This is a genomic window from Streptomyces sp. NPDC025651 (assembly GCF_055558735.1).
On record NZ_JBVHLZ010000007.1, the window covers coordinates 335,548 to 349,022 of the forward strand.

General features: G+C 73.6%; 8 protein-coding genes. 4 read left to right on the forward strand and 4 right to left on the reverse strand.

The window, feature by feature from the left end; translation table 11 throughout:
* Positions 1-121 precede the first annotated feature (121 nt).
* Positions 122-1,963, reverse strand: a complete 1,842-nt coding sequence (locus ACZ4D5_RS25630; RefSeq protein ID WP_467774722.1) for an APC family permease — start codon at positions 1,961-1,963, stop codon at positions 122-124.
* A 190-nt stretch (positions 1,964-2,153) separates the two neighbouring features.
* Here ACZ4D5_RS25630 and ACZ4D5_RS25635 point away from each other — a divergent pair, with 190 nt between their 5' ends.
* Positions 2,154-4,094 (forward strand): APC family permease, encoded by a 1,941-nt coding sequence (locus tag ACZ4D5_RS25635; RefSeq protein ID WP_467774723.1) that lies wholly within the window; start codon positions 2,154-2,156, stop codon positions 4,092-4,094.
* Positions 4,095-4,124: 30 nt separating this feature from the next.
* Here the strand turns inward: ACZ4D5_RS25635 and ACZ4D5_RS25640 are convergent, their stop codons facing one another.
* Both ACZ4D5_RS25640 and ACZ4D5_RS25645 read right to left on the reverse strand, forming a co-directional pair.
* Positions 4,125-6,716 carry an ATP-binding protein gene (locus ACZ4D5_RS25640; protein WP_467774724.1) on the reverse strand — a complete coding sequence of 864 codons (2,592 nt, stop codon included), beginning with the start codon at positions 6,714-6,716 and terminating at the stop codon, positions 4,125-4,127.
* Positions 6,717-6,894: 178 nt separating this feature from the next.
* Entirely contained in the window at positions 6,895-7,596 is a 702-nt protein-coding gene (locus ACZ4D5_RS25645; RefSeq protein ID WP_467774725.1) for a bleomycin resistance protein, read from the reverse strand.
* A gap of 290 nt (positions 7,597-7,886) precedes the next feature.
* Between ACZ4D5_RS25645 and kdpB the strand changes: the two genes are divergently transcribed.
* Positions 7,887-10,046 (forward strand): potassium-transporting ATPase subunit KdpB, encoded by a 2,160-nt coding sequence (gene kdpB / locus ACZ4D5_RS25650; protein WP_467774726.1) that lies wholly within the window; start codon positions 7,887-7,889, stop codon positions 10,044-10,046.
* Between the two features lie 15 nt (positions 10,047-10,061).
* On the opposite strand, the gene ACZ4D5_RS25655 is transcribed toward kdpB, so the two are convergent.
* A complete protein-coding gene (locus ACZ4D5_RS25655; RefSeq protein WP_467774727.1) occupies positions 10,062-10,541 on the reverse strand; it encodes a cupin domain-containing protein in 480 nt (159 codons plus the stop codon).
* Positions 10,542-10,593: 52 nt separating this feature from the next.
* Here ACZ4D5_RS25655 and ACZ4D5_RS25660 point away from each other — a divergent pair, with 52 nt between their 5' ends.
* Positions 10,594-11,661, forward strand: a complete 1,068-nt coding sequence (locus ACZ4D5_RS25660; protein ID WP_467774728.1) for a GlxA family transcriptional regulator — start codon at positions 10,594-10,596, stop codon at positions 11,659-11,661.
* Positions 11,662-11,734: 73 nt separating this feature from the next.
* Positions 11,735-13,303: an acetolactate synthase large subunit gene (locus ACZ4D5_RS25665; RefSeq protein WP_467774729.1), complete on the forward strand. Its 1,569-nt coding sequence runs from the start codon at positions 11,735-11,737 to the stop codon at positions 13,301-13,303.
* Positions 13,304-13,475: the final 172 nt, after the last annotated feature.

Below are 13,475 nucleotides of genomic sequence, written 5' to 3' on the forward strand. Positions count from 1 at the left end.
CTTGGCCCGCCGGTTAGAGGAAAGCGCCCTTTCGGCCGTACTCGGCCGTCGTTGACGCCCTCCATACGGCGCCGTGAACGCTCTTGACGGGTCTCTTACGAGAGCCCCTCGCGGGGGCTTCTCACGAGAGGCGGAAGCGCAGGCGGCAGATGGCGGCGTCGGTGTCCCTGCGGACGGCGTGGGCGACCACCGCGCCGCGCTGGTTCTGCAGGATCCGCTGCCAGGCGCGGGCCGGTTCGGCCTCGGGGATCAGGACCGTGACGCGGGTGGCGGGCTCGGCGGCGGCGACCGTGCGGACGTACGCGGCGATGGGGCGGCCGAGCGTGCGGCGCTCGGTGGGGATGCGGATCAGGTCCACACCCGGGTTCCACAGCGCCCAGTCCCGCTCCAGGGCCTCGACCTGCGCGCGGTCCTCGGGGTCGGCGTGGCAGACGGTCACCGCGCGGACCTCGTCGCCCAGCGACACGGCGGCGGTCAGGGCCTCGCTGGTGAGGCGGGAGAGGGAGGAGACGGGGACGACGACCAGGGAGCGGTCGCGGTGCGGGCACTCGGGGACGCGGCCGAGGCCGAGGCGCTCGCCGATCCTGGCGTAGGCGCGGTGGACCGTCTCGAAGGCGGCGACGAGCAGGGGCAGGGCGACGACGATCAGCCAGGCCCCGTCGTGGAACTTGGTGGCGGTGACGACGATCGCGCTGACGCCGGTGAGCAGTGCGCCCAGGCCGTTCAGGAGGGCCTTGCCCTGCCACCTCGGGCCGCGCTCGCGGCGCCAGTGGACGACCATGCCGGTCTGGGCGATGGTGAAGCCGACGAAGACGCCGATCGCGAAGAGCGGGACGAGGGTGTTGGTGTCGCCGCCGGAGAAGAGCAGGAGGGCGGCGGAGATCCCGGCGAGGGTCAGGACGCCGTGCCGGTGGACCTGGCGGTCGGCCTTGAGGGCGAAGACGTGCGGCAGGAAGTTGTCGCGGGCGAGCAGCTTGAGCAGGACGGGCAGGCCGCCGAAGGAGGTGTTCGCGGAGAGGGCGAGCAGGATCATCGTGGCGAACTGGATGACGTAGAAGGCCCAGTTGTGGCCGAGGGAGGCGTCCGCGAGCTGGGCGAGGACGGTGACGCCCTCGACCGGCTGGAGGTGGAAGCGGGAGATCAGCACCGCGAGGCCGATCAGCATGACGCCGAGGACGGCGCCGAGGGCGATCTCCGCGTGCTGGGCGCGCTTGGCGCGCGGGGCGCGGAAGGACGGCACGGCGTTGGCGATGGCCTCGACGCCGGTGAGCGCGGAGCAGCCGGAGGCGAAGGCCTTCAGGAGGAGCAGGGCGCCGACGGTGGTGGCGTTGTCGGCGAGGACCGAGGCGTGGCCCGCGGCGGCCTCGGTGCTGACCGGCGCGGAACGGAAGAGGCCGACCGCGATGAGGGTCAGCATGGAGAGCACGAAGATCGCGGTCGGGGCGATGAAGGCGCGGGCGGAGTCGACGATGCCGCGCAGGTTGACCGCGGTGATCAGGACGAGGACGGCGAGGCAGATCCACAGGCGGTCGCCGTAGAGCTCGGGGAAGGCCGAGGTGAGGGCGGCGACGCCGGCGGTGACGGCGACCGCGACGTTCAGGACGTAGTCCAGGACGAGGGAGGCGGCGGCCACCAGGGAGGTGCGCCGCCCCAGGTGGGTCTTGGCCACCGCGTAGGAGCCGCCGCCGTCGGGGAAGGCGGCGATGAGCTGGCGGTAGGAGGCGACGAGGACCGCGAGGAGCGCGGCGATGGCGAGGGTGACCGGCAGGGTGAACCCGAGCCCGTGGCCGCCGGCGGCGGCGAGCACGAGCACGATCGCCTCGGGCCCGTAGGCGACGGAGGCCATGGCATCCAGGGACAGCGCGGCAAGCCCGGTCACGGCGGTGAGCCGATGCCGCTCCCCGGCGTCCGGAGGCTCCTCGTCGAGAGGCGCGGTTCCCGTCGCGGAGGTCAGGACGGACATACGTACTCCTTCTGGGGCCCCGGGGTACGGGGCGGGCGGGCCCGGCTCCGGAGCGGACGGGACCCGTTGTGGGCAGGTGCGCCCAGGTTCTGTCCGGTTCCGGTCGGCACAGCGCGTTCCTTGCGCGTTCTTCGCGCGGAACGGCCCGGTCTTCACGCACTTTTGACGCCTCGGGGCGACGATGTGAGGCATGGTCGTGAAGTCCCCCCGCCGTCTGCGCGCCTGGCTCCTCGAAGGGCTCACCGATCGGTCGTCGCGGCACCAGGGGCCGCACGGCACCCTGCCCGTGGACCACCAGGGCCACAAGTGGTGGCGTGTCATGTGTCTGACCGGCGTGGACTACTTCTCCACGCTCGGCTACCAGCCGGGCATCGCGGCGCTCGCCGCCGGGCTGCTCTCGCCGCTCGCCACCCTCGTGCTGATCGGCCTCACGCTGCTCGGCGCGCTGCCGGTCTACCGCCGCGTCGCCCACGAGTCCCCGCACGGCGAGGGCTCCATCCACATGCTGGAGCGGCTGCTGCCCTGGTGGTCGGGGAAGATCTTCGTGCTCGTGCTGCTCGGCTTCGCCGCCACGGACTTCATCATCACCATCACCCTGTCCGCGGCCGACGCCTCGGCGCACGTGGTGGAGAACCCCTTCGCCCCGCACTGGCTCGACGGCGAGAACGTCACGATCACGCTCGTCCTGATCGCCGGGCTCGGCGCCGTCTTCCTCAAGGGATTCCGCGAGGCGATCGGCGTCGCCGTGGCGCTCGTCGGCGTCTTCCTCGCGCTCAACCTCGTCGTCCTCGTCACCGCGGCCTGGCTGGTGCTCAGCGAGCCGTGGCACGTCGAGGACTGGTGGGGCGCGATGACCGCCGAGCACTCCTCGCCGTTCGTCATGGCCGGCGTCGCCCTGCTCGTCTTCCCGAAGCTGGCGCTCGGCATGTCCGGCTTCGAGACCGGCGTCGCGGTGATGCCCCAGGTGCGGGGCGACGCGACGGACACGTACGAGAAGCCGGCCGGCCGCGTGCGTGACACCCGAAAGCTGCTGACCACGGCGGCCGTCACCATGAGCTGCTTCCTGCTGCTCTCCAGCCTGGCCACGACGATCCTGATCCCGCAGGACGACTTCAAGAGCGGCGGCCCCGCCAACGGGCGGGCCCTCGCCTATCTCGCGCACGAACACCTGGGCGAGGCCTTCGGGACCCTCTACGACGTGTCGACCATCGCCATCCTGTGGTTCGCGGGGGCCTCCGCGCTCGCCGGGCTGCTCAACATCGTGCCGCGCTACCTGCCGCGGTACGGCATGGCGCCGGAGTGGACGCGGGCGGTGCGGCCGCTGGTCCTCGTCTTCATGGTGATCGCGGTCGGCATCACGCTCTGGTTCAACGCCGACGTCGACGCGCAGAGCGGCGCGTACGCCACCGGGGTGCTCGTCCTGATGCTCTCCGCCGCCTTCGCCTCGACCGTGGCGGTGCACCACCGCGGCCGCCGCAGGGCCACCCTCGGCTTCGGGCTGATCACCGCGGTGTTCGCGTACACCTTGGTGGCGAACGTCGTGGAGCGGCCCGACGGCATCAAGATCGCGGCGCTGTTCATCCTCGGCATCGTGCTCACCTCCTTCGCCTCGCGCGTGCACCGCGCCTTCGAACTGCGCTCCGCGGGCGTGGTGTTCGACGACGCGGCGGCGCGGCTGATCGACCAGGTCGCCGCCGCAGGACCGGTGCGGATCATCGCGAACGAACCGCAGGAGCACAGCACCGTCGAGTACCGCGCCAAGGAGTACAGCCAGCGCGAGCAGACCCACATCCCCGGCGGGGAGCCGGTCCTCTTCCTGGAGGTCTTCGTCCGCAACTCCTCGGACTTCACCACCCAGTCCACGGTGCGCGGCGACGAGAAGCACGGGGCGCGCAGGCTGCGCGTGGCGGGTCCCGGGGTGCCGAACACGATCGCGGCCGTCCTGATCGCCATCCGCGACCGCACCGGGCAGGTCCCGCACGCCTACTTCAACTGGACCGAGGGCGATCCGCTCGGCCATCTCCTGCGCTTCCTCGTCTTCGGGGACGGCGAGGTCGCGCCGGTCACCCGTGAGGTGCTGCGCCGCGCCGAGCCGGACCCGGAGCGCAGGCCCCGGGTGCACGTCGGCTGACCGCGCGCCTCGGGAAGCGGACCGCGCGCCTCAGGGGACGGGCCGCGCACAGGGCAGCGAGAGCACCATCGTCAGGCCGCCGCCCGGGGTGTCCTCCGGGGTGAGCGTCCCGTCCATCGCCTCCGTCAGGCCCCGCGAGAGCGCGAGGCCGAGGCCGAGCCCGGTGGCGTTGTCGGTGTCGCCGAGCCGCTGGAAGGGCTCGAAGAGCCGCTCGCGGCCGGCCGCGGGAAGGCCGGGTCCGCGGTCGACGACGCGGAGTTCGACCCGGTCGTCGAGCGCGCTCGCCGAGATCAGGACGGGCTCGTGGGGCGGCGAGTGGCGGGCGGCGTTGCCCATCAGGTTGGCGATGACGCGTTCCAGGAGCGGCGGGTCGGCGAGGACGTCGGGGATCCTCGCGAGGTCGTCCAGGTCCGGCACCTCGATGCCGGCCCCGTCCTGCGGCAGCGAGTCCAGGGCGGGCCCGAGCACCTCTTCGAGCGCGGTGGCCCGCAGTCTGAGGTGGAGCGCGCCCGCCTGCAGGCGGCTGAGGTCCAGGAGGTTCTCCACCAGGCGGTCCAGCCGGGCCAGGGACTCGTCGGCGGTGGCGAGCAGCGCGTCACGGTCCTCCGCGGAGAAGTCGACGTCGCGGCTGCGCAGGGAGGCGACGGCGGCCCACCCCGCGGCGAGCGGGGTGCGCAGGTCGTGGCCGACCGCCCGGAGCAGCGCGGTGCGCATCCGGTCGGCGGCCTTGACCGGCTCGACCTCGGCGGCGGCCTCGGCGAGCCGGGCGCGCTCGACGGCGGCGCCGACGTGCGCGGCGAAGGCGGCGAGCACACGCCGGGCGGAGGAGGGCAGGGGGCGGCCGCGCAGGACGAGGAAGGAACCGGTTCCTGTCGGGACGGCCACCGAGGCGCGTTCCCCGGCGCCGCCCCCGCGGCCTTCCGATTCGCCCTCGTCGCCCGGGAGTCGGTCGACCAGTTCGGCGGAGTCCATGCCGAACGTCTCCCTCGTACGTTCGAGGAGCGCGGGGATGGCGTGGTCGCCGCGGACGATGCTGCCCGCGAGCGAGGACATGGTCTCGGCCTCCGCGGTGGCCCGGGCCGAGCGGCGCGAGAGCCGCAGGGAGCGGTCGACGACGGCGGCCACGGTGGCCGCGACGACGGCGAAGACGCCGAGCGCCACCATGCTGTTGGGGTCGCCGAGGGTGAAGTGCCCCGTCGGCGGCATGAACCAGTAGTTGAGCAGCAGCGATGCCGTGACCGACGCGATCACGGCGGAGGCGACGCCCCCGATGCAGGCCACGCCCACCACGGCGAGCAGGAACAGGAGTGCCTCGCTGGTGAGGTTCAGCGGGTCGCGCAGCCGGTCGAGCGCGAGGGTCAGGAGCACCGGCAGGGCAAGCCCCGCCACGGGGCCCGCGACGAGCCGCGGGAACGGCAGCGTGCGGCGGCGCGAGGGCAACAGCCTGCCGCGGCCCGCGCGTTCGTGGGTGACCATGTGGACGTCGATGTCGTCGGAGAGGGCCACGACGGTCTCGCCGATGCCGCTGCCCGTCAGGAAGCGCTCCAGGCGGCCGCGTCTGCTGGTGCCGAGGACGAGCTGGGTGGCGTTCTCCGCGCGCGCGAACTCGACCAGGGCGGTGGGGACATGGTCGCCGACGACCGAGTGGTAGCTGCCGCCGAGGCTCTCGACGAGGCGGCGCTGGCGGACCAGGGCGGCGTGCGAGGCGCCCGCGGCGAGGCCGTCGCTGCGGGCCACGTGCACGGCGAGCAGGTCGCCGCCGGCCCCCGGGGAGCCGAGGGCGCGGGGCAGGAAACCGATGCGGGCGGCGCGCCGGATGAGGGTCTCGCCCTCGGGGCCGCCGGTCAGGGCGACGACCACGCGCTCGCGGGCCTCCCAGACGCCGTCGATGCCGTGCTCGGAGCGGTAGCGCTGGAGCCGCTCGTCGACGTGGCCCGCGACCCAGCGCAGGGCGAGTTCGCGCAGGGCGGTGAGGTTGCCGAGGCGGAAGTAGTGGGCGAGGGCGGCGTCGACGTCCTGGGGCGCGTGGATGTTGCCGTGCGCCATGCGGCGGCGCAGCGCCTCGGGCGGCATGTCCACGAGCTCGATCTGGTCGGCGCGGCGCACCACGCGGTCGGGGACGGTCTCCCCCACGCGTACGCGGGTGATCTTCTCGACGACGTCGTTGAGGGACTCCAGGTGGCGGATGTCCAGGGCGGTGAGGACGTCGACACCGGCGGCGAGGAGCTCCTCGACGTCCTGCCACCGCTTGGGGTTGCGCCCCGCGCCGGGGGCGTTGGCGTGCGCCAACTCGTCGACGACGGCGAGGCCGGGGCGACGGGCGAGGAGTGCGGCGAGGTCCAACTCGCCGGTGGCACAGGGGTGTTCGGGCCACGCAGGACGGCTGCCTCCGGTGGCGCGTCCGGGCCTGCCAGCGCTTGCGGACCCCGCAGACCCCAGCAGCTCCAGGCCCTCCAGCATCGCCTCCGTGTGCGGGCGGCCGTGGGTGACGGCCAGCGCCACGACCACGTCGGTGCCCCGGGCCGCCCTGCGGCGGGCCTCGTCGAGCATGCGGTAGGTCTTGCCGACGCCGGGGGCGGACCCGAGGTAGACCTTCAGCTTTCCGGGTCGTACGTCACTCATCGTCGTACGTCACTCATCGCTCCGGCGCTCCACATCCTCGGCCCGCGAGGCTCTCTCCCGGGCGGGCGCCCTTGGGGAGAGTGCCTCACCCGTGCCCCCGACGGCCGCCGGGGGCACGGCCCTTGACGTGGCTCTGGCGCCCGGGCCCCGGACCTTGACGGCACCCTGACGCGAGCGGCTACGCCCGCAGCTCGGCGAGGCGGGCCAGGGCGTCGCGCGCGGACTCCCGCTCCGTGTCGCCCAGCGCGACCGCCTCCGCCCGCGCCAGCATCCGCTCGGACAGCTCGTCGTCGCCGAGCCGCCGCGCGACGTCGCCGCGCAGGACCAGCAGGCGCAACTCCTGTTCGGCGGTGGGCCGTTCGTCGGTGAGCCCGAGGGCCCGGTCGATGATCTTCGCGGCGCCCGGCAGGTCCTCCTTGGAGTCGGCGAACAGGTCGGCCATGTGCAGGGCCCGCGCGAAGGTCTCCTTGGGGGCGGGCCGCATCGACTGGTCCTCGCCGATCGGCTGCCCGACGCGGATGCTGTTGCCGCCGGGGTCGGTCATCAGGAACTGCCGCACGCCGTAGGACATGTCCTTCAGCGGGCCGATGCGGGGCAGGCCGCGGCTGGGGATCCTCCCGTACGCGGCCTTGAGCCCGGCACGGAAGGCGGTGTGCAGCGCTTCGACGTCGTCGGTGAGGACGTAGGCCCCGGAGTAGGACTCCTTGGGGTCGTACGCCTTCATGCCGAAGAACTGCAGCTCTACGGTGCCGAGTTCGACGACCGCGTACGGATAGGGACTCTTCTGGACGAAGGTCGTCTCGAAGCCCAGCGCGGTGTAGAAGTCGACCACCGGCTGGATCGTCCGGCACGGGAGGAGAGGGATGGTTTTCTCGGCCATGCCTCCACCCTAGTCAAATTTGAGTAGCGGCGTCTGTGGGCAACCCCCACGGACAGGACGACCGCCCGGCCGCATCCCCCTCGTCACCGCGGCCGGGCGGTCGGCGTCCCCCGTGGTGATCAGTCTGCGGTGCCCCGAACACCGGTTCGCTCTTCGTTGACGCCGCCCTGACGCCGTTCGCGGCGCCCTTGACGGAGGCTTGACGCGGGGTGCGCGACATCCGTATGGGAGGCGCAAATACCCCTCGTCAGCGGGGCTTTCACGACACCTGGAGCCTTAGATTCCTCGGCATGCTTCCCCCCGCCCCCGCGCCCGCGGCACCGGCCGCCCCCGACGCCCCGCCCTCCCCCGCCGGCCCCCCGCGCGCCGCGCGACGCCGCCGTCCCGCCGGGCTCTTCGAACCCCGCCAGCTGATCGCCTCCTTCCCCGAGGCCGTGCGCAAACTGCATCCGCGGGCGCTCGTCCGCACCCCGGTGCTCTTCGTCGTCGCCGTCGGCGCCGTGCTGACCACGCTCTCCGCGGTGCTGCACCCCGCCGTGTTCACCTGGGTCATCAGCGCCTGGCTCTGGCTGACGGTGATCTTCGCCAACCTCGCGGAGGCGGTCGCCGAGGGCCGCGGCCGCGCCCAGGCCGCCTCGCTGCGCAAGGCCCGCACGGACACGGTGGCGCTGCGCCTGCGCGACAACTGGCGGGTCGGCACCGACGTCGACCACGCGACGACGGAGGCCGTGGCGGCCGCCGAGCTGCAGCCCTTCGACTTCGTCCTGGTCGGGGCGGGCGAGGTGATCCCGGCCGACGGCGAGGTCGTCGAGGGCGTCGCCGCGGTCGACGAGTCCGCGGTCACCGGCGAGTCCGCGCCCGTCGTCCGCGAGTCGGGCGGCGACCGCAGCGGTGTCACGGGCGGCACGACGGTCCTCTCGGACCGGATCGTCGTACGGGTCACCTCGCGGCCCGGCAACTCGTTCCTGGACCGGATGATCTCCCTGGTCGAGGGGGCGTCCCGGCAGAAGACGCCCAACGAGATAGCGCTCAACATCCTGCTCGCCGCGCTGACCGTCGCCTTCGTCCTGGTCGTCGTCTCGCTCCAGCCGATGGCCTCGTACGCGGGGGCCGCCCAGTCCACCACGGTCCTGGTCGCCCTGCTCGTCACCCTCATCCCCACCACGATCGGCGCGCTCCTCTCGGCGATCGGCATCGCCGGCATGGACCGGCTCGTGCAGCGCAACGTCCTCGCGATGAGCGGGCGCGCGGTCGAGGCGGCGGGCGACGTCAACACGCTGCTGCTCGACAAGACGGGCACCATCACGCTCGGCAACCGCGAGGCTGCGGCGTTCGTGCCGATGCCCGGCGTCGACGAACTCGCCCTGGCCGACGCCGCCCAGCTCTCCTCACTCGCCGACGAGACGCCCGAGGGCCGCTCCGTCGTCGTCCTCGCGAAGAACGCGTACGGGCTGCGGGAGCCCGCGGACGGCGAGTTGAGCCAGGCGCGGTTCGTCGCGTTCAGCGCGCGGACCCGGATGAGCGGCGTCGACCTGCGCTGGGAGAACGGGGCGAGCTGCGCCATCCGCAAGGGCGCGGCGGCGCAGGTGATCGCATGGGTCCAGATGTACGGCGGCCACGTCCCCGACGAGGCACGGGCGTACACCGACGCCATCGCGCAGTCGGGCGGCACGCCGCTGCTCGTCGCGGTGCACGACTGGGACGGACCGCGGGTGATGGGCGCGGTCCACCTCAAGGACGTCGTCAAGGACGGCATCAGGGAGCGCTTCGCCGAGCTGCGCCGGATGGGCATCCGCACCGTCATGATCACCGGTGACAACCCGCTCACCGCCCGCGCCATCGCCCAGGAGGCGGGCGTGGACGACTACTTGGCCGAGGCGCGGCCCGAGGACAAGCTCGCCCTCATCAGGCAGGAGCAGGAGGGCGGCAAGCTGGTCGCGATGACGGGCGACGGCACCAACGACGCCCCCGCGCTCGCCCAGGCCGACGTCGGCGTGGCCATGAACACCGGCACCTCGGCCGCCAAGGAGGCCGGGAACATGGTGGACCTGGACTCCAACCCGACCAAGCTCATCGAGATCGTCGAGATCGGCAAGCAACTCCTCATCACCCGGGGCGCCCTGACGACCTTCTCGATCACGAACGACGTCGCGAAGTACTTCGCGATCATCCCCGCCATGTTCGCGGGCACGTATCCGGGCCTCGAGGCGCTGAACATCATGGGCCTGCACAGCCCGACCTCGGCGATCACGTCGGCGATCATCTTCAACGCGCTGATCATCGTCGCGCTGATCCCGCTGGCCCTGCGCGGGGTCCGTTACGTCCCGGCCTCCGCGCACGACCTGCTGCGCCGCAATCTCGCGCTGTACGGCCTGGGCGGGCTCGTCGCGCCGTTCGTCGGGATCAAGCTGATCGACCTGCTGATCTCGACGGTCCCCGGGCTCGGCTAGAGCCCGTCCTGCGGATCAGACGGTGAGCGCGTGTCCCGTCGTCACGTCCACGTGGTCCGGGACCTCCTCGTGGCGGTCGCCGACCGTCGAGGTCCCGGTGGGCTCGATGACGAGGATGCGAGCGCCTTCGGGGGCGGACGGCTTGTGATACGTGCCGCGCGGGACCGTGAAGACCGATCCCGTGGGCAGCGTGACCCGGCGCTCCCCCGACGGTTCGCGCAGATCGATGTGGAGTTCACCGCCGAGGACGAGGAAGAACTCGTCGGTCTCGTCGTGGACGTGCCAGACGTGTTCGCCCTCGACCTTGGCGACGCGTACGTCGTAGTCGTTGACGGAGGTGACGATGCGGGGGCTCCACAGGGCGTCGAAGGACGCGAGGGCCCGGTCGAGGGAGACGGGTTCGCTGTTCTCGGCGGCGGGTTCGCTGTTCTTGGCGGTGGATCCGTCGTTCTTGGTGGCGGGTTCGACGGCCATGGCGGCGGGTTCGCTGTTCATGGGCCGATCCTCGGCGGTGACGCGCCCCCTCCGTGAGTGCTAGAAATCGCACATGGCGCAAGAATCCTCTCAGTCCGCGGTCCGGACACCGCTCCACCGCGTCGTCGTCATCGTCGACGAGAACTCCAACCCCTTCGAACTCGGCTGCGCGACCGAGGTGTTCGGACTGCGCAGGCCGGAACTGGGCCGTGAGCTCTACGACTTCACGCTCTGCTCGCCCGAGCCCGGCACCCTGATGCGGGACGGGTTCTTCACGCTCACCGGGGTCGCCGGGCTCGACGCGGCGGACGGAGCGGACACGGTGATCGTGCCCAACAGGCCGGACACCGAGGTGCCCCGGCGGCCCGCCGTCCTGGACGCCGTCCGGCGGGCGCACGCGCGCGGGGCGCGTCTGGTCGGCTTCTGCAGCGGCGCCTTCACGCTCGCCGAGGCCGGAGTGCTCGACGGGCGCAGGGCCACCGCGCACTGGCAGTGGGCGGACGCCTTCCGCGAGCGGTTTCCGGCCGTCCGGCTCGAACCGGACGTGCTCTTCGTCGACGACGGCGACATCCTCACCGCCGCGGGCAGTTCGGCCGCCCTCGACCTGGGCCTGCACATCGTGCGCCGCGACCACGGCGCGGAGGTCGCCAACTCCGTGAGCAGGCGCCTCGTGTTCGCCGCCCACCGGGACGGCGGACAGCGGCAGTTCGTGGAGCGCCCCGTGCCCGACGTGCCCGACGCCTCGCTCGCGCCCCTCCTCGCCTGGGCCCAGGAGCGGCTCGGCGACGGCGCGCAGCCGGGGCGGGCGGGCGCGGGACCGCTCACCGTGGCCGGCCTCGCGGCCCGCGCCGGGGTCAGCCCCGCGACCCTGCACCGCCGCTTCCGCGCCCAGCTCGGCACCACCCCGCTGGCCTGGCTCACCGGCGAGCGCGTGGCCCTGGCCTGCCGACTCATCGAGCGCGGCGAGGAGCGCCTGGACGTGGTCGCGCGCCGCAGCGGGCTCGGCACCGCCGCCAATCTGCGCGCCAGGCTGCGCCGCGAGACGGGGCTCAGCCCGTCCGACTACCGCCGCAGGTTCGGCCCCGGCACTCCCCCGGCGGCTGGCCGGATCCCGGCTGCCGTCCCGGGCCGCACCCCGTGAAGACTGGCCTCCCCCACGCACCGGGCGCAGCCGGCCATCGCGCGCCCTCGGCACCGAGCAGAGGCGGATTGCCATGCCGAACGGAGCGCAGATCCTGATCAAGGGCCTCGTGGACGGGGGCGTCCGCGCGTGCTTCGCCAACCCCGGCACCTCCGAGATGCACTTCGTCGCCGCGCTCGACGAGGTGCCGGAGCTGCGGCCCGTGCTCTGCCTCTTCGAGGGCGTGGCCACGGGCGCGGCCGACGGGTACGGGCGGATGACGGGGCAGCCCGCGTGCACGCTGCTCCACCTGGGCCCCGGCCTCGCGGGCGGCCTGCCCAACCTGCACAACGCGCGGCGGGCCGCGACGCCCGTCGTCAACGTCGTCGGCGACCACGCCCTGCACCACAAACGGCTCGACGCGCCCCTGGAGTCCGACATCGGGGCGCTCGCCCGCACCGTGTCGGCCTGGACGCGACGTACGTATTACGCCACCGAACTGGCCGGTGACGTGGCCGCTGCCGTCGCGGCGGCGACCGGGCCGCCCGGTGCCATCGCGACGCTGATCGTGCCCGCCGACGTGTCCTGGTCGCAGGCGGGCGAGCCGAGGGCCGCCGCGCCGCCGCCCGCGGCGCGGCGCGGGCTCGTGTCGGTGGACGCGGTGACGGGCGCCGCCGCCGCGCTGCGGTCCGGTGCGGGCGAGGGCGTGGCCCTGCTGCTCGGCGGGGACGCGGCGCGCGGCGCCGGGCTCGCGGCCGCGGCGCGGGTCGCCGCGGCCACCGGGGCGAAGCTGCTGTGCGAGACCTTCCCCGCGCGCCTTGAGCGGGGCGCGGGGCGCCCCGGCGTCGAGCGGCTCGCCTACCTCGCGTCCGGCGCGCAGCGCCAACTCGCGGGCGTACGACACCTGGTGCTGGCCGGGGCCGCGTCGCCGGTCGCCTTCTTCGCCTATCCGGGGCAGAGCGGCGGCCTCGTTCCCGAGGGGTGCGGGGTGCATGTGCTCGCGGCGGGCACGGAGGACGTGACGGCGGCGCTCGAAGGGCTCGCCGAGGTGGTCGGCCCGGGCGCGAGCCCCGTACACGTGGGGGCGGTCAGGCCCGCGCTGCCCTCCGGTGACCTCACCGCCGAGTCGGCCGCCGCCGTGATCGGGGCGCTGCTGCCGGAGGGTGCCGTCGTCGTCGACGAGGCGAACACCTCCGGGATCTGGCTGCCGGGGGCGACCGCGGGGGCGCCGCCGCACGACTGGCTGACGCTGACCGGCGGTTCGATGGGGCAGGGCCTTCCGCTGTCCGTCGGGGCCGCGGTGGCCTGCCCGGACAGGCCCGTGCTCGCGCTGGTCGGTGACGGGGCCTCGATGTACACGCCGCAGGCCCTGTGGACGCAGGCGCGGGAGGGCCTCGACGTCACGACGGTCGTCTTCGCCAACCGCTCGTACGCGATCCTGAACCTGGAGCTGGGGGCGGTGGGGGCGGTCTCCGGCGGCGCACGCTCGCGCCGCCTCCTCGACCTCTCCGCCCCACCGCTCGACTTCGTCGCGCTGGCGCGGGGCATGGGGGTGGCGGCGGAACGGGCCGCCACGGCGGAGGAGTTCGCGGCGCTGCTGAAACGGGGGCTCGCGGAGCCCGGCCCCTTCTTGATCGACTGTGCGGTGCCTTCGCTGGTGTGACGGCGGTTCCTTCTCCCCGATCCCGCCCCTTCCCGAATCTTCCGGCTCCGCCGGCCGGGGCTCGGTCGGTCACCGGCTCCGCCGAGTCCGTCCTCAAACGCCGGAGAGGCTGACAAGTCAGCCTCTCCGGCGTTTGAGGAGCGGGGTCCGGGGCGGAGCCCCGTGGCGGGGG